The organism is Nocardia sp. NPDC051321 (assembly GCF_044455225.1).
Taxonomy (GTDB): Bacteria; Actinomycetota; Actinomycetes; order Mycobacteriales; family Mycobacteriaceae; genus Nocardia.
In genome coordinates this window covers 543,114-562,013 of the sequence record NZ_JBITEM010000005.1, presented here as the reverse complement: position 1 = coordinate 562,013, position 18,900 = coordinate 543,114, and the positions used below count along the sequence as shown (strand labels likewise).

Here is an 18,900-nt window from a genome sequence, read left to right as displayed (position 1 = left end):
CAAACGCTACGGCTACCGCACCCCCGCCCACATCCTGGACCAGCTACTGTCAAACCCCGACAACCCTGTTGCATCGACCCCTTGAACCCGCCTCGCGATTCGCCGCCACCAGGTGCCACTGAATGTGGATTCGTCAGGACTTACCCTGGTTGGGTGATCGAGATCGGGGCCAGGGCGCGGCGGTTGCCCGCGCCGCCGTTCGTCGTGTGGGAATCGCTGACCGAGCCGCGGCGGGCGCAAGGGCGGGCCTGGCTTGTGCTGCTGGACGATGAAGTCGAACCCAGGGTGTTGGAGGCGGACAAGCCCGGCAGGGTGGTGTGGTCGTCGCTGTGGCCGAGCAGGCCTCATGACCAGGTGCACTTCGAGCTGACGGCGGTGGCAGGTGGCGACACCTTGCTGAGATTCACCTTGCTCACCCCCGACGAAGCCCCGGACCAGAGCAAGACCGGACACCTCCGGCGCCGCCTCAATCACCTGCTGTTCGCCGATCTCCGGTTCTCTTATGGCCAGTGACCTGACCTTTTTGTTTCACCCTTGACGCTCACGTCACGTGAGGCCGCACAGTGGCAAGCATGGAACAACTCGAATACACCGTTGGCACCATTGCCGAACTGACCGGGGTGTCCATCCGCACCCTGCATCATTACGACGAGATCGGCCTACTCGAACCGAGTGCCCGCAGCGCGGCTGGCTATCGCCTCTACTCCGATACCGATCTGCAACGCCTGCAACGCATCCTCTTCTACCGCGAACTAGACCTCGGCCTTCCGGAGATCACCACCGTCCTGGCCGACCCCACCATCGACGACGCGGACCACCTCCGCCGCCAACACGAACTGCTGACCGCGAAAACCACCCGCTACCAATCCATGATCGCCTCGATCGACAAGGAACTCGCCGCCCGCCGAATCGGCATCACCCTCACCCCCACCGAAAGACTCTCAGTCCTCGGCGTCGACAAACTCATCGACCGCGCCGACGAAATCACCCAAAAGTGGGGCAACACCGAAGAATTCGCCCAACGCCGCGACCGCACCCTGCACTACACCCGGCAAGACTGGCTGACCCTGTGCACCGAACAAGCCGCCATCCACCAAAACCTGGCCGACGCCATGCAATCCGGCGTCCCCGCCACCTCCCCCCAAGCCATGGACCTAGCCGAACAACACCGCCAACATCTCACCCGCTGGTTCCACGACTGCCCCTACGAAGCCCACCGCACCCTAGCCACCGTCTACCGCACCAACCAACGCTCCGGCCTCAACTACGACGACATGGCCCCCGGCCTATCCCAATACATCCACGACGCAATCCTCGCCAACGCCAACCGCCACCAACCCACCCAGTAGGTTGCCTACGGACCCGGTCAGCGGAGCTCGCCGGTGTGGTGGAGGTGGTCGAAGATGAGTTGGTCGACGGGGGAGACTTGGGTTCGGTCGGCGTAGGTGAGCCAGACGATCTCGTCGATTTCGCTACTGGGGGTTGGTGTTCCGTGATGGTCGGCGGTGTAGCAGGTCATCTGGACGGTGACGCCGTCCCGGTGGCCGTGGGCTTGGGCGTGAAATGTACCGAGGTGGGCGGCGGTGGCGGGGATGATGGCGATGGCGAGTTCTTCGCTGATCTCCCGGGTGAGGGTGTCGAGGTCGGTCTCGCCGGATTCGCGCTTCCCACCGGGAATGTAGTAGACGTCTTTGCCGTGAGAGCGGGTACTGAGGATCCTCCCGTGTTCCAGGTGAATCCAGGCGATCTTGTCGATAGTGGTGTTCATCGTTGTGTCCTCCTCGATTGATGATCGTGGGTGGATGCGCCGCTACCGAAACCGGGCAAGGATCGTAGGTCGGGCATTGCACCGTCGAGCAGTTCCGTTGCCTCGATGATGGCCTGTGCCAACGACTTCGGGTCCGTGTGGAGGCCGGTGACGATGGTGTCGATGGCGCGGAGGCCGGCTTGTTGTAGTAGACGCTTTTCGTTGGTTGTCCATTCGCCGCGGGCGGCCAGGACTGCGTGGGCTGTTTGCATTGCGGCGATGGCCAGGGTGCCTGCCACTTCGGCGGCCTGGCCGCGTGGGGCGTATGTGGTTGTGGCGTATTGCAGCGTCATGGCTGTCCGGTTCCGCCAGATCGGTGGGGCTGTTGTGCGTAGGGCTTCGGGGAAGGTGGGGTGGGGGAGGGTGCCGTGTAGCACCCGGTTGATGGCTAGTTCGGCGACAACCAGGTAACTGGGGATGCCCGCCAGATGGAACATCAGTGGTTCCCAGTGGAATCGGCCTTGTTCGGCTTCGGCGAGTTCGTGTTCGACGACGTCGAGGTCTCGGTAGTGCACGTCGACCTTGCGGTCATCGATGGTGAACCAGGCGCCACCGTTGAAGACGCCGCCGCCCCAGCCGCCGAGCTCGGAAACTTCACCAGGCCAGCCGATTTCGCGGAGGTCGTTGGGGTCGAGGGTGTTTCGGTAGTAGATGGCGAGATCCCAGTCGCTGTCCGGGGTGTGCCCTGGGCGCGTGAGCCGCCGAGGGTGACCGCGAGGACGCCGGGGATGGTGGCCAACCGGCCGGTGACGTGCTGAAGGAAGGTTTCGTCGGTCATGGAAGTCCTAGGTTCGCAGGAGTGATGACGGATGCGGGCAGCACCGCCGGGCGCTGAAACCCTTGCTGGGACAGCGGCATGCGGCGGGCGCACTCGGCATCGGTCATCACTCCATGGCACGAATCGTACCGAGCCGACGGGACGAACTCGACTTATTTTTCCGCGGGCGGTTTTGGCCTGGCGCGCAGGTGCGCACGCTCGCCCTGTTTGCCGAAAAGGCTGAGGAATTCGACGGATTCGGCGGTGGCGGCACCGAACCAGTGCGGAACGCGCGTGTCGAATTCGGCGGCCTCGCCGGGGGTGAGCACCATGTCGCGTTCGCCGAGCACGAGTCGCAGTTTGCCGTTGAGGACGTAGAGCCACTCGTAGCCCTCGTGGGTTTGCGGCGACGGCTCGGTGCGGCGCGAGCCGGCGGCGAGCACCATCTTGAACGCCTGGATGCCGCCCGCGCGACGAGTCAGCGGGAGGATCGTCATGCCATGGGCGGTCATCGGGCGCAGATGGATGCGCGGGTCGCCGGTTTGCGGGGCGTCGACGAGTTCGTCGAGGGTGACGCCGTGGGCGCGGGCGAGTGGAAGTAGTTGTTCGAGGGTCGGGCGGCGGCCGCCGGATTCCAGGCGCGACAGGGTGCTCACCGAGATGCCGGTGGCGGCCGACAGGGCCGACAGGGTGGTTTCGCGTTGTTTGCGCAGCGCGCGCAGCCGTGGCCCGACCGCGTCGAGCGCTTGATCGAGATCGTCATCCATGCCAATAGTTTGCCATATCGGCAACAAACATTGCGCATATGCCGGGTTCGGTCGCATGGTGGTCGCGGAGGTGGTCATGGTGACTGAACAGCTGAAAGACGGCTATGACGTGGTAATTGTCGGCGGCGGCGCGGCCGGGTTGAGCGGCGCGCTGATGCTCGGACGGGCCCGACGGACGGTGCTGGTGATCGACGCGGGCGCACCGCGCAACGCTCCGGCCTCGGGCGTGCACGGACTGCTCGCCCGGGAGGGGATGGCACCCAGCGAGTTGCTGGAACGCGGCCGCGCGGAGGTCCGCGGGTATGGCGGGCACGTGGTGACCGGTGTGGTCGACGCCGTGACCGGCACCGACGGCGGATTCGCGGTGACAATGTCCGACGGCCGGACCGTCGGCGCGCGGCGACTACTGGTGACCACCGGTCTGGTCGATGAACTGCCGGAGATCCCAGGCCTGCGGCAGCGGTGGGGACGCGACGTGCTGCATTGCCCGTACTGCCATGGATACGAGGTACGCGACCAGGCCATCGGCGTGCTCGGCACCGGGCCGATGTCGGTGCACCAGGCCTTGCTGTTCCGTCAGTGGAGCAACGACATCACACTTTTCCCGCACACCATGCCGTCGCCGAGCAAGGAAGAGTTGGAGCAGCTGGCTGCCCGCGGCATCACGGTGGTGCCGGGTGCGGTGGCCGCGCTGGAAGTCACCGATGACCGGTTGACCGGCGTTCGGCTGAGCGACGGCACCGTGGTCCGCCGCGAGGCGCTGGCGGTGATGTCCCGAATGGTGGCGCGCGCCGATTTCCTTGCCGCACTGGGACTGCGGACTGCGGCGCACATGTCGGGCATGGGCGAGCACATTCCGGCGGACGCGACCGGCCGTACCGAGGTACCCGGCGTGTGGGCCGCAGGCAACGTCACGGATCTGTCCGCTCAGGTCGGCGGTGCCGCGGCGGCAGGAGCTTTCGCGGCCGCACACATCAACGCCGACCTGATCACCGAGGAAACGCGCCTGGCGGTAGCGGCATACCGAAACCCGTTCTCCGCCGAAAACGAGGCGCGCGTCAGCGAATTGGTGTCGGCCGACCGTCGGCACGGTGTCTGAACCACGAAAGGACTGAAACGCCGGGCGGAGTGCGACGTCACTTTTCGGGCAGCGGAATCAACTCGAGGTGTTCGGCCACCTTGGGTGTGCCGCAAGCGCTCCGACCGGCCACCAGGTTCACCCCGCCGCCGTGCGAAACCAGGAATCTGCCACACACGCAGCGCAAATAGCGCACCGCCCCATGCGAAGAGACAAGCATCGGCGATGGCCAGGAGCAGGAGGGGCAGGCGGCGGACATGGGAGCTAAGCCTGGGGAGTGATCGAATGTATTGCAATCTTCGCCGCGGCGTGGCGACCGATCGGTATGAAAATTAGTCTGCAAAAAAGATATTCGCGGATGTTCCAGATGCTTTTCCGGTAGCCGATTCGACGGCTGCTGTGCGCCAGTGAATTCCGTGGTTCACCGAGCGCGGGCTGGTTCTTCCGCGCGTTCGACGGTGGCGGGGATGCGGCGCGGGCCGGCGAACGGGTTCCACCAATTGGCGGGTCCCATGAGTTTGACCAAGGCGGGCACCAGGAGCATGCGGACGAGGGTGGCGTCGATGAGCAAAGCGATGATCATGCCGAGGCCGAGAAATCGCATGGGCGTCAAGGGGGAGAGGGTGAAGGCGCCGGTGACGATGACAAGGAGGGTGGCGGCCGCGGTGATGACGCGCGCGGTTTTCAGGGTGCCGATGCGGACGGCGGCCGCGGTGCCTGCGCCCGAGTGGTGGGCTTCGACCATGCGGGACAGCAGGAAGACCTCGTAGTCGGTGGAGAGTCCGAAGACGACGGCGATGATCAGCACGAGCATACCCGCGGCGAGCGGGCCGGGGCTGATGCCGAGCGGACCCGCGAGGTGGCCGTCGTCGAAGATCCAGGTGAGCACGCCGAAGGTGGCGGCGAGGCTGAGGAACGCCATCAGTACGGCCTTGAGCGGCAACACGATCGATCGGAACGCCGCGAACAGCAGCAGCACCGTCGCGGTGATCATGACCAGGATCATCCACGGCATGGCGTGCACGATGGAGTGCACGCTGTCGACGGTGGCCGCGGTATCGCCGCCGACGCGCAGCACGGTGCCGTCGGGCGGAGTCAGGGCGCGGATGTCTTTCACTGTCGCCGAAGCGTTTTCGCTGCGGTCGGTGGCAGTCAGGAACGCGTGGAAGACAACGAAATCGTCGGCGCGACCCACCTGGAGCACCTGACGGACGCCGTCGACGTGACCGAGCGCGGCGCTCGCGGCATCGACCGCGGCCGACTGCGGCGGGCCATCGATACCCCGTAGCACCGCGGTGACACCACTGCTCGCCGCCGGGAATCCGGTGGTCAGTTCCTCCACGGTGGTGCGCATTTCGTTGCCAGCGGGCAACGCGCGGTGGTCGATATCGCCGAGCTTGGCGCCGGTGAGCGGCACGGCAAGCAACACGAGCACCGCGCCGACAACGATGGTGACCAGGCCCGGTCTGCGCAGCACCGAATCCACCACCCGGCCCCAGAAGCGTTCGGTCCGATCCTTGCTGCCCGCCTTGCCGATTCGCGCCCCGAACAGCGCGAGCATGGCGGGTAGCACGGTGAGCGAGAGTCCGGCGGCGAGCGCGACCGCCGCGATCGCGCCGAAACCCAGCGACCGCAGCACGGCCTGCGGGAACACGAAAGTGCCCGCGAACGCGCAGATCAGCAGTAGTGCCGAAAACGCGACGGTCCGGCCAGCGGTGGCGCAGGTCCGTTCGATGGCGGACTCGACATCGCGTCCACCCGCGAGCTCCTCACGGAAGCGGGTCACCAGGAACAGCCCGTAGTCGATCGCCATGCCCAGCCCGAGCAGCGAGGCGATGTTCACCGCGAACGTGCTCACCTCGGTGAATTCGGTGAGCAGCCGAATGGTGCCCATCGCGCCGAGTACCGCGAGCACCCCCACCGCCACCGGCAGCGAAGCGGCGACCACGCCGCCGAACACCAGCACCAGGATCAGCAATGTCAGTGGCAGCGAGATGGATTCGGCGCGCACCAGGTCGTGCTGCGATTGACCGTTGATCTGCGTCGCGAGCGCGCTGTAGCCGGACAGCTTGGTATCGATGCCCGGAACCTGCAGTGCCGCTTCGATCTCCGGGTAGGCGGTGACGCGTCGATTGTCGTCACCCGCCAGGAACACCGCCGCCAGCGCCTGCCGGTTGTCGGCCGACTTCAGGAACTGCTTACGCGGCGGCACGCTGTTCCAATAGGTTTCGATCGGACGTTGCAGCAGCCTGGGATCGATGGTGGCCAGCGACTGCCGCACCCGAGGGCCGATATCGTCGAGTGTCTGCCCGTCCGGCGCGGTGTAGAGCGCGACGGCGTCGGGCGTCTGCGGGCCGAAGTGGTCGCGGACCAGCTGATCGACCGCCGCCGACTCGCTGTGCGGGTCAGTGAATCCGGCCGCGCTGACCTTGTCGGCGGTGTGCATGCCGAACAGCCCGGCCAGCAGCATCACCCCGACCACCACGGCGAGCACCGTGCGCGGGCGGGCGATGACGAATCGTGCCCAGCCGGTCATCGCACTGGCGAATCATGCGGCGCGAGATCGGCTTCCAGCGTTGCCGCGATCTTGTCGAGCAGCGCCTCGAGCCTTGGCTCGATGCCGGCACCGTTGCGGCAGGACACGGTCAGCTCGATCTTCCCGCGCGATTCCAGCATCCCGAACAGCAGCGGCATCGCCCCGCTGTGCTGCGGCAGCACCCGCATCGTGCTCGGCGTCCAGCCGGGCACGGCGAGCTCGTCGAGGTCGAACTTGCCCATGTGCGAAACGGTGGCGGACACCATGTTCCGGTTGAGCCTGGCGCCGATCCAGTTGCTCATCCGCAGCACGGTGCGGATGGCGGATGGCGGGAACTTGGACAGACCGCCGTTGTCCAGCTGGTTCAGTTCGGTGCGCTGCCGCAGTCCGGCGCGCATCCGGTCGCTGATCGTTTTCCAGCTCTCGCCGGGTGCGACGTCGAGAAACAGCGGCAGCGCGAGATTCCCGGTCGACCGAAGCGCCGGATCGTGCCTGCGCAGGTCGACCGGCACCATGAAGCGCGATTTCACCCCGGCTTCGGCGGCCAGGATCGCCGAGACCCGCGCGACCATGCCCTTGCCGGTCGCGTGAATCGTCCGGTGCCGCAACAACCATCGCGAGGCCGCCGGGTCCTGGCGGCCACGGCCAGTCGCGGCCCGATACGTCGGCAGCACCAGTGTCTGCCTGCCCGGCGCACCCACCCGCGCCACCAGTTCGGCGTCGGAGATCGGGTCGGGCGCCCCTGCCGGGGCCACCCCGCGCAGCGCGCGGAGCACGTCGTCGACCCACATTCGCATACCCATCCCGTCCATCACTCCGTGAAAGACACGGAACACGACGGTGGTTTGTTCACCGGTCAGCAGCAGCACCTCGGTGGTCCGGTCGGGCGTCGGCCCGATCGGACTGTTCAGCACCGCATCGTCTTCCAGCGTGGCGTAGTCGAGCGTCCACCCGCGCACCACCCGAACTTGCGCCGGGACACCGCTGTCCACCCAGTACTTGCCGTCGCGGACCAACCGCGCACCGGGATTCGCCTCGGAGGCCACGTCCACCGCGCGCTGCACCGCGTCCGGGTCGAGGGTGCCGACGCCGTGCACGACCATGTGCATCAGGAACGGTGGCGACACCTCCCTGGTGAAGAAGTACAGGCGCTCGGTGGGCGATATCTTCCGACGGAAGACGGTGTCGTTCTGCCCACCCGTCGCCCGACCGCCACCCCTCACGGAATCGCTATGCGATGCTCTGTTCATGTTGCCTCCGCTGGCGACTGCGCGAGTCAGCGCAGATTTCGGGTGAGTTCGACTGCGCCGCCCTGGGTTTCGAGCCACGCGAGGAAGGTGGCCAGCCCGCTGTCCCGGTCCACGACCGGGGTGTAGCCGAAGTCGCGGCTGGCGGCGGCGGTGTTGTAGGTCGCGCTGCGCGTCATCAGCGCGACGGCGTAGCGCGACAGCGGCGGCGACCAACGCGTCGCGACGGCTGGTATCCGCCAAATAGTTTCGATGACATTCACTACGGCGTTGATCACCGTGGGGTTCGGCTTCCTACTCGGCGGCTGATAGCCGAGGTCGGTGGCCACCGCGCCGAGGAACTCCCAGACATTGGTCTGCTCGGCATCGGCGAGGAAGTAGGCCTTGCCGCCCACGGCATCCGAGGCCGCCGCCTTGACGCACGCCTCGACGATGTTGTCGACGTGGCACAGCGAGGCGTACACGGTGCGCCCGAACGAGATGTCCGGTAGTTTCCCGGTGCCGGTCTTGCCGAGCAATCGCACGATCGGACCGGATCGGTCGCCCGCGCCCCAGATCGCCCGTGGCCGCAGCGCGCAGGTAGTGAAACCGTCTGTGTTCGCGGCCAATACGGCGCGCTCGGCCGCGGCCTTGGTCTCCGAGTACAGATTCAGGTAGCGCCGCGGATAGGGGACCGACTCGTCGACGTCGAGCTGATCGCCGCCGTCGTAGTCCATCAGCGCACTGGGGCTGGAGATGAACACGAAGCGGGATGCGCCCCCGCGCCGCGCCGCGTCGAGGAGCCGTTCGGTCGCTCGAACGTTCTCGTCCCAGAACTGTTCCCGTGTTCCGCGTTCGTCGACCCGCGCTGCGCTGTGGAACACGATGTCGACGCCGTTGGTCGCGGCGACCAGCGACGCCTGGTCGGTGAGATCGCCGTAGACCAACTGCACGCGATCGACGTCGTCGCCGAGGTCGGCCAGATTGCTGCTGCGCCGCACCAGGATCGACACATCGTGCGCACCGTCGCGTACCAGCCTGCGCACCAGCGCGCCGCCGAGGAACCCGGACGCGCCGGTCACCAATACCTTTGTCATCGCGTCTCCTGCGTTCGCCACCAGGTCATTCCGAAGATCTGCGTCAGCACGGCCGTCTCGACGGGGGAGCGCCCCGAACCCTCGGCCGCCCGCAGCGCGGGCCGGATCTGTGCCGCGTGCACGACGACGCTGAGGAACGCGTCGATCCACCACGCCGCGCGCAGCACTCGGTTCTCGGGCACCCGATCCGTCGCGACCGCGGCGACCCCACCGGCCAGGTACACCCAGCCGAGCACGGGAACCGCGCGCAGCGCCGTCGTTTTCGCGTTCACGCGGTAGCGTCGATCTGCTTGGTCGCCCATTGCGCCAGCTGCTCGCGGCCGATCTTCGCGTTGTGCCGGATGTCGACCGGGAACCCGGGATGTACCAGGAAGTCCGCGATCGAACTGGCGAGTTCGAACTCCGCCCCGCGGGCCCGCAGCGCGGCCCCGACCGCCGCGCCGTCGGCATCGGACGCCATTTCGAAGCACAGCACGGGCCGCTGCGCACCGCGCGCGCCGACGCCGACCAGCGCCGTGCGGGCAACGCCGGCAACGGTATTGAAGATCTGCTCGACCTGGACGGTGAACATCGGCCCGGCGGCGGTGTCGACCCGCTGACTCTTGCGCCCGCAGAACCAGATCCGGCCCTGGTCGTCGATCCAAGCGAGATCGCCGGTGCGATGCCAGATCCGGTCGCCGTCGACGATCTTGCCCTGCCGGTTGGCTGCTTCCGGCCAGTAGTAGTGCGTGCTGACATTCGGACCCGCGACGACGAGTTCGCCGATGCCGCGCGATTTTTCGAGCTCGGCGGCCAGTTCGTCGACCCGTGCCCAGCTCGGGATCGGATCGTCGGTGATCGCGATGATCCTGGCCTCGATCTTGTCGGCGGGGCGCCCGATGCAAGTGCCCGCACCCTGATGCGTGCGCTCCACCAGACCGCTGAACAGCTCCCGGGATTCGATGAGCGACATCGGCAACGCCTCGGTCGACCCGTACCCGGCGAAGATCCGCACGTCCTCGGTCAGCACGTCGCGCAGTCCGGCGATGCACCAGTCCGGCACCGGTGCACCACCGGAATAGATGCTGCTCAACGTCTTCAGCTCGGTCGGCTGCTGTTCGAGATGACGCAGCAGCGGAATCAACAGCGCGGGCGAGGCGAACATCGTCCGCACGCCGAATTTCTCGATCGCGTGCGCGACATGCGCAGGATCGGTGGAGCCGACCTTGCTCGGGATCAACGGCGGTAGCACGCAACGGGATCCGAGCAGCAGATCGAGAATTCCGACCAGCGGCAGCGTGATCAGCGAGGTCTCCGGCGCCACCTGGCCGCGCGCGGTATGTACCTGGTCGATCATCGACGCCAGATTGCCATGGGTCAGCTCGACCGCCTTGGCGGGTCCGGTACTGCCCGTGGTGAATCCGATGACGAGCACATCGGCCGCGGCGGCGGGCACCCGCTCCGGCGCGACGCCGGACGGCGTCCGGCCCCACGCCGCCAGCCGCTCGCCCCGCCAGAACCAGCGCTTGCCGACGGTCACCGTGGTGCGCACCTTGCGGAAGCTGCGCCGGAACAACACCCGCACGGCATGCGCGGGCGGAATACCGATGAACGCTTCCGCCTCGACCGCCCGCAGACAGTGCACCATCTTGCGCAGACCCATGCCGGGATCGATCACCACCGGCACGGCGCCGATCTTCAAGAGCCCGAACAGGATTGCGTACAGCTCCGGGCTTGGCAGCACGAGCACGATGGTGCGGGTGCCCGAGCCGACCCCGGCCGCGCTGAGCCGCTCGGCGATGGTCTCGGACCAGTCGTCGAGCTCACGGTAGGTGATGTGTCGATAGGACGGCAGCTCGCCCGAGGTCGTCCCGTCCGGGTAGATGACCGCGTCCCGATCCGGTTCCGTGCGCGCGAACGCACGGAACCGGTCGATGGCCGACCAGTAGGTCGCCGAGGTCACGCAGCCGCCCCGGCGGACGCGGGCAGCCGGTACAGCACCGCCGCCGCCGACGGGCCCGCGCCCGCCGCGACGAACAGCACCTGGGTGTACCCGGCCAGGGTGTCCTGGGCGATGGCTCGGTCGTAGGCCTGCGTCAGCGACGCGGTGTGCGGGTCGCCGTAGGCGAGATCCGGTGTGCGCACCGAATCCTGGTCGATACCAAGGGCATCGGCCAGCCGCTTCGGGAACCCCGGAGTCGGCGTCGAGGCGATCAGCGCGATACCGCTGTGATCGGGGAGCTCGGCCAGTGCGGCACGTGCCGCCTCGACCGCCACCTCGAGCAGTCGATCCTCGAAGTCAGGCTCGCGCTCGACGGTCATCAGGCCGCGGCCTGCCGTGCCCATCGTCGCGGTGTCGACGTAGGCCTCGACGGCCGCGCTGCCCTCGCCCGCCACCGTATGCACCTTGCCGAAGCCGACCTCATCGTCGGTGCGCTCCAGCAGCAGCGCGGCACCGGAAGTGGCGTAAGGGAATTCGTCATCGGCGGCATACCGCAGCAGCGACGGGTGGGTGTCGCCGGAGACGACGAGCACGTGCTCCGCGCTGCCGGTCTCCAGGATGGCGGTGGCCACCTGCACCGCGTTGAGCACGCTGGTCGCGCCGTTCATCAGGTCGAACGAGAAGGTCCGCGGGTCGTCCTTGGCGTATTCCAGGCCGATGCCCGCAGCCTTCTGGATCAGCGCCGAGACGGCGGGCTCGACCGTGTTGTAGTCGCGGAAGATGCCCGCGTTGATGACAACGCCGACCTGGTCGGGGCGAACCCCGGCCCGCTCCAGGCTCTGCCGCGCGGCTCGACCGCTGTGCTCGACGACACTGTGCGTGTCGCTGGTGCGGCTGATGCTGGTGGATTTGATACGCACGCCCATGGCAGACCTCAGACCTTCAAAGACGAGATGGTGGTGGACAGGTAGCCGGCCACGATTCCGGAGGCGGCGGGAATCATCAGCAGCTTCGAGCCCGCCGGGATGTTCTGGTCGCTCAGCTGATCGTGCAGAACGATGAAATGCGAAGTAGTGGAGGTATTTCCGTACTTCTCGATGACCCGCAGATCCGGCGGCATCGGGCTGCCGAGCTCGCGTTCGGCGATGGCGTTCATCCACGGAATCGCGGCCGCGCCGAACTGGTGATGGACGATGTAGTCGAACTCCTCGTCGGCGAAGGTGCGCCCCAGCTTTTCCAGGTGATTCTTCAAGCTGTTGGAGCCGAAGACGAAGCGGTCCTCGTTGTGCATTTTGCGGTTGTCGGTGTAGAGCGCAATCCCCTGGCTCTTGTCGCTTGGCATGCCGAGGCACAGGTTTGCGTACTCCGCGGCGGTAACCAGTTCGACGTAGTGGATCTTGTCGTTGTCGTCGACCGCCTGGTCCAGCACGACCGCGGCGCCCGAGTCGCCCACCGACAGCGACGCGAACTGCGGATCGTATTTAGCGGAAATCTCCTCGGCCGCGGTGTCGGCGATCGGAGTAATGGCCTCACCGCTGACCACCATGCCGTTGCGCACCGCGCCGGAGCGGATCATCCGGTCCAGAATGTAGGTGCCGGTGAGCATTCCGGCGCAGGCGTTGGATACGTCGAACGTAATGGCGTTCTTCGCTCCAATAAGCCTGCTTATCGAACCGGCGAAGGACGGCTCCATGTACATGCGGGTGGCGTGGTTGCTCCGCGTGATGGAGCTGGAGATGATCACGTCGAGCTCCGCCGCTTCGTACCGCGACCTGGATAGACAGTCTTCCGCCGCCTTGATGGCGATCGCGAAGGAGTCCTCGTAGCTGTCCGGGTTCGTGTCGTGCACCCGGCGTTGTTTCACGCCGGTGATTTTTTCGAGATCGAAAGACGGGGGTTCCTTCAGGCGCGAGAGGAGCTCCTGGGTGGTAACGATATTCGAAGGCAGATAGGCGCCGATGGATTCGAATCGAGAATGCGACACTCGCGCTCCTGAAATCGTGGAAAGAAAACGGTTCCGGATCGTCTCTGATCGTCGGTGCGACGGACACTACCCGACGGTAACTAGGAATGCCTATGGCTCAGATAGGGGCGCGAGAGGCGGTGTGGAAGTACATGTTCCGTGAAGTATCACTAACTGGTGATCGACTGGCTATGGAGTGAGGACAGTGCCCGTTCGGGTCGAATGTCGCGGGTCGCCAATGGTTTTCGGGTCTGGTGTACGAGCGCGCCACGGCGTTGTGTAGCTCTGCGCCACGGCGAGCAGGCGAACTTTCAGCTAACACACTGTTCCGACAGAATGATGAGTGCTGCGCCATGGTGATGTGAGTGACTTCACTGCGAGTCGTGCAATTGGATACCGTTCGGTCTCACCGAAGGTGCCGTTCTTGTACAACGCTTAACTACGTTGCGGCCGAACGGAATCCACGCAACGCGAGCGGCGGGAACGGGAAAAGACATCCTACGATTTATCCGGCTGTGTCGGCGTAACTGTCTGGGTCGTAGGCTGAGGATGCACGCCGCCTACCCGAGGAGAGAGCGATGACAACCGCTGCGGAGCACATCGATGTGCTCATCGTCGGCGCCGGACTGTCCGGCATCGGCGCGGCCTATCATCTGCAGCGGGCGTTCCCGCGGCGCACCTACGCGCTCCTGGAGGGCCGCGAGTCGATCGGCGGCACCTGGGATCTGTTCCGCTATCCCGGAATTCGCTCCGACTCCGACATGTACACCCTCGGCTATCGATTCAAGCCGTGGCTGGGTGACAAGTCGATCACCGACGGCGACTCCATCCTCGACTACGTGCGCGAGACCGCCGCCGAGCACGGCATCGACCGGCACATCCGCTTCCAGCACCGGGTCCTGCGCGCCGAATGGTGCACGGCCGACAACCGCTGGACCGTGCGGGCCGAGCGCGCCGACACCGGCGAAACCGTCACGCTCACCGCCGATTTCCTGCTCTCCTGCACCGGCTACTACCGCTACGACGAGGCATACACACCGGACTTCGCGGGCACCGAGCGCTTCGCCGGACCCGTTGTGCACCCGCAGTTCTGGCCCGCGGACCTGGACTACGCGAACAAGAAGGTGGTGCTGATCGGCAGCGGCGCGACCGCGGTCACCCTGGGGCCAACGCTCACCGAGCAAGGCGCGCACGTCACCATGCTGCAGCGCAGCCCGAGCTACATCGTGTCCAGGCCCGCCAGGGACAACCTCGCGATGAAGGTGCGCCGCTATCTGCCGCCGCGCGCGGCCTACGCGGTGGTCCGTGCCAAGAACGTGGCCTTCTCGACGACGATGTATGAACTGAGCCAACGGTATCCGGCCTGGATGCGCGAACGCATCCGCGGGCTGCAGCAACGCTGGCTGCCGCCGGGCTACGACATCGACACGCATTTCACGCCCAGCTACAACCCCTGGGATCAGCGACTCTGCCTGGCCCCCAACAACGATTTCTTCCGCGCCATCCGCAAGGGCAAGCTCGATATCGTCACCGATCGGATCGACACGTTCACCGAGACCGGCCTGCGCCTGGTCTCCGGCGCCACGCTGGACGCCGACATCATCGTCACCGCAACGGGATTGAACCTGGTCGCGTTCGGCGGCATCGACCTGGTGGTGGACGGGCGGGCGGTGACCTTGTCGGACAGCATGGCCTACAAGGCGATGATGCTGTCGGACGTGCCGAACTTCGCGTACATCATCGGCTATACCAACGCGTCCTGGACGTTGAAGGCGGATCTGGTATCCGAGCACGTGGTTCGCTTGCTGAAGCATATGGACGTGCGCGGCTACGCGCGTTGCACGCCGGTGCGTGATCCGTCGGTCGGCGCCGAATCGCTGTTCCTGAACTTCAATCCCGGCTATGTGCAGCGCGCCGCGAGCCATTTCCCGATCCAGGGCGACCGTGCGCCGTGGCGGTTACGCATGAACTATCTGCGCGACCTGATCACGCTGCGGCACAGGTCTGTCGCCGACGCGGCGCTGAGTTTCGAGCGGGGCGGGCGGACCGAGCCGGTGGCGGCTCGCGACTAAGCCTCGGTGATCACCGAAGAACGGGCCCTGGCAATGTGTTCCAGCACGGTCGCGGCGTGTTCGTCGAATCGTTCGCGGGGGACCGGGATCTCGCCGTCCAACCAGGGCCGATAGAGGTAGGCCAGCGCGCCGAAGATGGCGCTGGCGTTGAGTGCGTTGTCGTGCTCGTCGGGTGCGGCAGTCGAGTAATCTCCGGCGCCGATCGTCAGGGCGATCGGCGCCGTGAATAAGCCGATGAGTTCGTTGGCGCGTGGCATCAGCACCGGGGTGGCTTGCGATTCGACGAACATGATGCGGCCGCGGCGGCGATCCTCGGTGAGGTAATCGGTGAAGACGCCGACCAGGTGGCGGAACATGGCGTCGCGTTCGATCGGCGCGGTGGGTAGCGCATCGAGTAGTCGGTCGCGTGCGCCGAGCACGACGGTATCCAGCACGGTGGTGAGCAGCGCGTCCAGGTTCGCGAAGCTCTCGTAGAAATAGCGTTCGGTCAGTCCGGCCTGCCTGCACACGCCGCGCATCGACGTCTCGGCGGCGCCGACGGTGGCCATCAGTTCGGTGCACGCCTCGATGAGCTGCTCGCGGCGGCCCGCGACCCGATCGGCGGGTGACAGTCCGCGCCAGCGGCGCATACCGGGGATGGACCCGTCGTCTTCGGCGACCATGGCGCCATCCTCTCACAGGCGCATTGTTGACATCAGGTGATGTTGACAGCACTCGATGTCACCAATAGATTTGCCTGGATGCTGGTGCTTTCCGGCCAGGGGTGTTGGGCTTCGCCGATCAGAGATGAGGGATGCGAGATGGGCTCTACCGTCTATGCCGATCAGGCGCACGCGATCAACGCACGCGACGTCACCTTCGACTTCGACACGGTGCCGATGCACTACATCCCCGGCGAGGTAATGGCGACCCACATCATCAACGTGATGCACCTGGTGTTACCCGAGGGGGAGCGGGCCATGGCGCAGGCGCTGGCCGAGGCATTACCGCTGATCGAGGACGAGCGGCTGCGCGAGGAGGTGCGCGGGTTCATCGGGCAGGAGGCCATGCACGCGAGTTCGCATGAGCTGGCCCGCAACCAGCTGGAGCGGCTCGGCCTGGATGTGCGCCCGATGGTGGATCGCGTTGCGTGGCTTGTCGATCGGGTGCTCGGCGACAACGGGCTGTCCGGTCGCGCCAAGCACGCGTGGCTGTGCGAGCGGCTCGCCCTGTTCGCGGGGATGGAGCACTACACCGCCGTCATCGGCGAATGGCTGCTGACCAACGACACTTTCGCGGCGAAGGGGATGCATCCGGCGATGCTGGATCTGATCCGCTGGCACGGCGCCGAAGAGGTCGAGCATCGCAGCGTGGTCTACGACGCGTACATGTATGTCGACGGTGGCTACGGCCGCAAAGCGCGGCAGGCGGTGATCGCGAGCACGGGACTGCTTGCGCTGTTCGTTATTTCGGGCGGCTACCTGTTCTACAAGGACCCCTCGCCACACAAAGGCAGATGCTGGCCGCTACAGCTGGCCAGTGCCTCGCTGCGCGGCGTGGTGCCCAGCGTCACCACCTTCTTCACCGAGATTCCGCGTTACCTGCGGCCGGGATTCCACCCCGCCCAGCTGGGACCGATGGACAACGCGCTGCGCTACCTCGCGCAGTCGCCCGCGGCCCGGGCGGCCGGCGCGTGACGGCCGTGGAGGAGGGCTATCGGCCGGGGCCCGGCCTGCGCATGATCGCCTCGGCGGCAGACGCGTACAAGCGAGTTTTCACCGAAGGCAGTACAGCGCAGATACTTTCGCGCCCGCAGCCGGTGCGGCACACCGGGTACGACTTCGCGGTCGCCATTGATCGGATCGAGACGGAAGCCGACGGCGTGGTGAGCCTGGCGCTGACCGACCCGGACGGTGCGCTGCTGCCGGCCTGGACTCCGGGTGCGCATCTGGACGTGGTTCTCCCGTCGGGACGTCAGCGGCAGTACTCGTTGAACAGTGACCCGGCCGATCGCGGGCACTATCGAATCGCTGTGCGCTACATCGCCGATGGTGGCGGCGGGTCGAAGGAGATCCACGAGCGGCTGCGCGTCGGCGATCGGCTGTCGGTGCGCGGGCCGCGCAACGCGTTCGCGTTCATCGAGGCGCCGCAGTACCTGTTCGTCGCCGGTGGTATCGGGATCACGCCGATTTTGCCGATGGTGGTAGCGGCCGAGCGAGCCGGAATACCCTGGCGGCTCATGTATTTGGGGCGCTCGCGGTCGCGGATGCCGTTCCTGTGCGAGCTGGCGTCGCTGACCGGTGGTGATGTGGTGGTGCGCCCGGACGACGAGTTCGGCATGCCCAACCCGCGGATGATATTCGAGCAGACACCGACCGGCGCGGCCGTGTATGTCTGCGGCCCACCGCCCTTGGCTGAGGCGGCGCGCGCCGTGCTGTCACTGCACGACCCGACGGCCTCGCTGCACACCGAACGGTTCTCGCCGCTGCCGGTCCGCGATGGCGCGCCGTTTCGTATTCGACTGCGCCGCAGTGGAACCGAAGTCGATGTGGCCGCCGACGAGTCCGCGCTCGCCGCGATCCGGCGGCAGCTACCCGGCGTCGCCTACTCCTGCCAGCAGGGCTTCTGTGGCACCTGCCGCACCGGCGTGGTGGCAGGCGAGGTCGATCACCGTGACCGGTTCCTGCACGACAACGAACGCGACCGCTCGATGCTGACCTGCGTATCCCGTGCCCGCGGCACGGAACTCGAATTAGACCTGTGAACTCGGCGATCAACGTCGCTCGCCGAGTTCGCGGGGCCGGCTAGTCGCTGGCCATCCGAGTTCGCACACCCACCCGAAACTTCACACACCCACCATGCGTCGGATGGGGATGTGATGGGCGGAGCGGGTGTGCGAACTCGGATCAGGGGCCGGGGAAGATGCCGGGCAGCTGCATCGCGTACTCGAGGTCGGTGCGGGTGCCGAGCGTGGTCAGGAGTACGCGGATCATCGTAAGTCGTGCTTCGGCAACCGTTTCCGCGTCGGGTTCGCCGCCGGGCGCGCTCCCCGCAGAGATGCGGTAGACCACGTATTCGCAGACGTGCAGTGCGGCATCGAGATCCAGCGGGCTCGGCACGGGACGACCCAGCTCGGTGAATGTCGCACGAACAAGCGCACGGATGTCCTCTAGGGCCCGTTCCCGATACGCCGACACCGGCGAGCCTGGGTCGTGTAGTTCGGCGAACAGCGGGCGCAGCATCGCGCCGTGGCCGCCCGCCCAGTCCAAATAGGCGTCGATCAGTCGAATGCCGAGCTCGACGGGCTCGTCGGTGCCCGTCAGCGCCACCCGAATGCCGTCGACCAGACCGTCGTTCGAGGTGTTGAGCAGGACGTGCAACGGCTCGGTGGCATTGCCGAAGTAGCGATAGAAGGTCGGCCGGGCCAGGCCGGCCTGCTCGATGATCTGCGCGACGCTCAACCCACGCGACCCGTGCCGGGTGAACACCGCCGCGGTGGCGAGCACGATCCGCGCGCGGACCTCCTCGGCCTGCTCCTGCGTCTGCGGCGGCCTACCCCGCCGGGTCGTCGCCTCGGTCATGGCGCCGCGTGCACGACATGGTGCTGCCTCACAGCCGGCAGCCGGTCATGTCTGTGTTCCATGACGAAGAGCTTGACACGAGGCGTGGCACGCCTATTAATCTAACACTAGTGTTC

17 protein-coding genes and 1 pseudogene are annotated in these 18,900 nt (G+C 66.5%); 6 read left to right on the top strand and 12 right to left on the bottom strand.

Going from position 1 to position 18,900, the window contains the following annotated elements; genetic code table 11:
* Positions 1–153 precede the first annotated feature (153 nt).
* A complete protein-coding gene (locus ACIA8C_RS14840; RefSeq protein ID WP_397134737.1) occupies positions 154–513 on the top strand; it encodes a hypothetical protein in 360 nt (119 codons plus the stop codon).
* 59 nt (positions 514–572) lie between these two features.
* Positions 573–1,349 carry a MerR family transcriptional regulator gene (locus tag ACIA8C_RS14835; RefSeq protein WP_397134735.1) on the top strand — a complete coding sequence of 259 codons (777 nt, stop codon included), beginning with the start codon at positions 573–575 and terminating at the stop codon, positions 1,347–1,349.
* A gap of 17 nt (positions 1,350–1,366) precedes the next feature.
* Here ACIA8C_RS14835 and ACIA8C_RS14830 read toward each other — a convergent pair whose 3' ends face one another.
* The 3 genes and pseudogenes from ACIA8C_RS14830 to ACIA8C_RS14820 all read right to left on the bottom strand — a co-directional run bounded on the left by ACIA8C_RS14830 (position 1,367) and on the right by ACIA8C_RS14820 (position 3,331).
* Complete coding sequence (locus ACIA8C_RS14830) at positions 1,367–1,768, bottom strand: NUDIX domain-containing protein (RefSeq protein WP_397134733.1); 402 nt, start codon at positions 1,766–1,768, stop codon at positions 1,367–1,369.
* A gap of 89 nt (positions 1,769–1,857) precedes the next feature.
* Positions 1,858–2,585: pseudogene (locus tag ACIA8C_RS14825) on the bottom strand (nucleotidyltransferase domain-containing protein); the annotation flags it as partial.
* Between the two features lie 152 nt (positions 2,586–2,737).
* Positions 2,738–3,331: a helix-turn-helix domain-containing protein gene (locus tag ACIA8C_RS14820; RefSeq protein ID WP_397134731.1), complete on the bottom strand. Its 594-nt coding sequence runs from the start codon at positions 3,329–3,331 to the stop codon at positions 2,738–2,740.
* Positions 3,332–3,407: 76 nt separating this feature from the next.
* Between ACIA8C_RS14820 and ACIA8C_RS14815 the strand changes: the two genes are divergently transcribed.
* Complete coding sequence (locus tag ACIA8C_RS14815; RefSeq protein ID WP_397134729.1) at positions 3,408–4,430, top strand: NAD(P)/FAD-dependent oxidoreductase; 1,023 nt, start codon at positions 3,408–3,410, stop codon at positions 4,428–4,430.
* Positions 4,431–4,830: 400 nt separating this feature from the next.
* Here ACIA8C_RS14815 and ACIA8C_RS14810 read toward each other — a convergent pair whose 3' ends face one another.
* Genes ACIA8C_RS14810 through ACIA8C_RS14780 form a run of 7 tightly spaced genes read right to left on the bottom strand, consistent with a single transcriptional unit; the run spans position 4,831 to position 13,173 of the window.
* Positions 4,831–6,945: an MMPL family transporter gene (locus tag ACIA8C_RS14810; protein ID WP_397134727.1), complete on the bottom strand. Its 2,115-nt coding sequence runs from the start codon at positions 6,943–6,945 to the stop codon at positions 4,831–4,833.
* Positions 6,942–8,168: a peptide synthetase gene (locus ACIA8C_RS14805; RefSeq protein ID WP_397134725.1), complete on the bottom strand. Its 1,227-nt coding sequence runs from the start codon at positions 8,166–8,168 to the stop codon at positions 6,942–6,944. The genes ACIA8C_RS14810 and ACIA8C_RS14805 overlap by 4 nt, the downstream gene beginning before the upstream one ends.
* A gap of 53 nt (positions 8,169–8,221) precedes the next feature.
* Positions 8,222–9,268, bottom strand: coding sequence for an NAD-dependent epimerase/dehydratase family protein (locus ACIA8C_RS14800; RefSeq protein WP_397134723.1), 1,047 nt, complete (start codon positions 9,266–9,268; stop codon positions 8,222–8,224).
* Positions 9,265–9,540, bottom strand: coding sequence for a hypothetical protein (locus tag ACIA8C_RS14795; protein ID WP_397134721.1), 276 nt, complete (start codon positions 9,538–9,540; stop codon positions 9,265–9,267). The genes ACIA8C_RS14800 and ACIA8C_RS14795 overlap by 4 nt, the downstream gene beginning before the upstream one ends.
* Entirely contained in the window at positions 9,537–11,210 is a 1,674-nt protein-coding gene (locus tag ACIA8C_RS14790; protein WP_397134719.1) for a fatty acid CoA ligase family protein, read from the bottom strand. Before ACIA8C_RS14790 ends, ACIA8C_RS14795 begins: the two co-directional genes overlap by 4 nt.
* Positions 11,207–12,115 carry a hypothetical protein gene (locus ACIA8C_RS14785; protein ID WP_397134717.1) on the bottom strand — a complete coding sequence of 303 codons (909 nt, stop codon included), beginning with the start codon at positions 12,113–12,115 and terminating at the stop codon, positions 11,207–11,209. Before ACIA8C_RS14785 ends, ACIA8C_RS14790 begins: the two co-directional genes overlap by 4 nt.
* Before the next feature lie 8 nt (positions 12,116–12,123).
* On the bottom strand, positions 12,124–13,173 hold the full coding sequence (locus ACIA8C_RS14780) for a 3-oxoacyl-ACP synthase III family protein (RefSeq protein ID WP_397134715.1): 1,050 nt from the start codon (positions 13,171–13,173) through the stop codon (positions 12,124–12,126).
* Between the two features lie 557 nt (positions 13,174–13,730).
* On the opposite strand from ACIA8C_RS14780, the gene ACIA8C_RS14775 reads away from it, so the two are divergent.
* On the top strand, positions 13,731–15,224 hold the full coding sequence (locus tag ACIA8C_RS14775) for a flavin-containing monooxygenase (RefSeq protein ID WP_397134713.1): 1,494 nt from the start codon (positions 13,731–13,733) through the stop codon (positions 15,222–15,224).
* Here ACIA8C_RS14775 and ACIA8C_RS14770 read toward each other — a convergent pair.
* Entirely contained in the window at positions 15,221–15,886 is a 666-nt protein-coding gene (locus ACIA8C_RS14770) for a TetR/AcrR family transcriptional regulator (RefSeq protein ID WP_397134711.1), read from the bottom strand. The genes ACIA8C_RS14775 and ACIA8C_RS14770 overlap by 4 nt on opposite strands.
* Positions 15,887–16,024: 138 nt before the next feature.
* Here ACIA8C_RS14770 and ACIA8C_RS14765 point away from each other — a divergent pair, with 138 nt between their 5' ends.
* Together ACIA8C_RS14765 and ACIA8C_RS14760 are read left to right on the top strand one after the other, a co-directional pair.
* Positions 16,025–16,900, top strand: coding sequence for a metal-dependent hydrolase (locus tag ACIA8C_RS14765; RefSeq protein WP_397134709.1), 876 nt, complete (start codon positions 16,025–16,027; stop codon positions 16,898–16,900).
* 41 nt (positions 16,901–16,941) lie between these two features.
* Complete coding sequence (locus tag ACIA8C_RS14760) at positions 16,942–17,967, top strand: PDR/VanB family oxidoreductase (RefSeq protein ID WP_397134777.1); 1,026 nt, start codon at positions 16,942–16,944, stop codon at positions 17,965–17,967.
* A gap of 142 nt (positions 17,968–18,109) precedes the next feature.
* On the opposite strand, the gene ACIA8C_RS14755 is transcribed toward ACIA8C_RS14760, so the two are convergent.
* On the bottom strand, positions 18,110–18,784 hold the full coding sequence (locus tag ACIA8C_RS14755) for a TetR/AcrR family transcriptional regulator (RefSeq protein ID WP_397134707.1): 675 nt from the start codon (positions 18,782–18,784) through the stop codon (positions 18,110–18,112).
* Positions 18,785–18,900 lie beyond the last annotated feature (116 nt).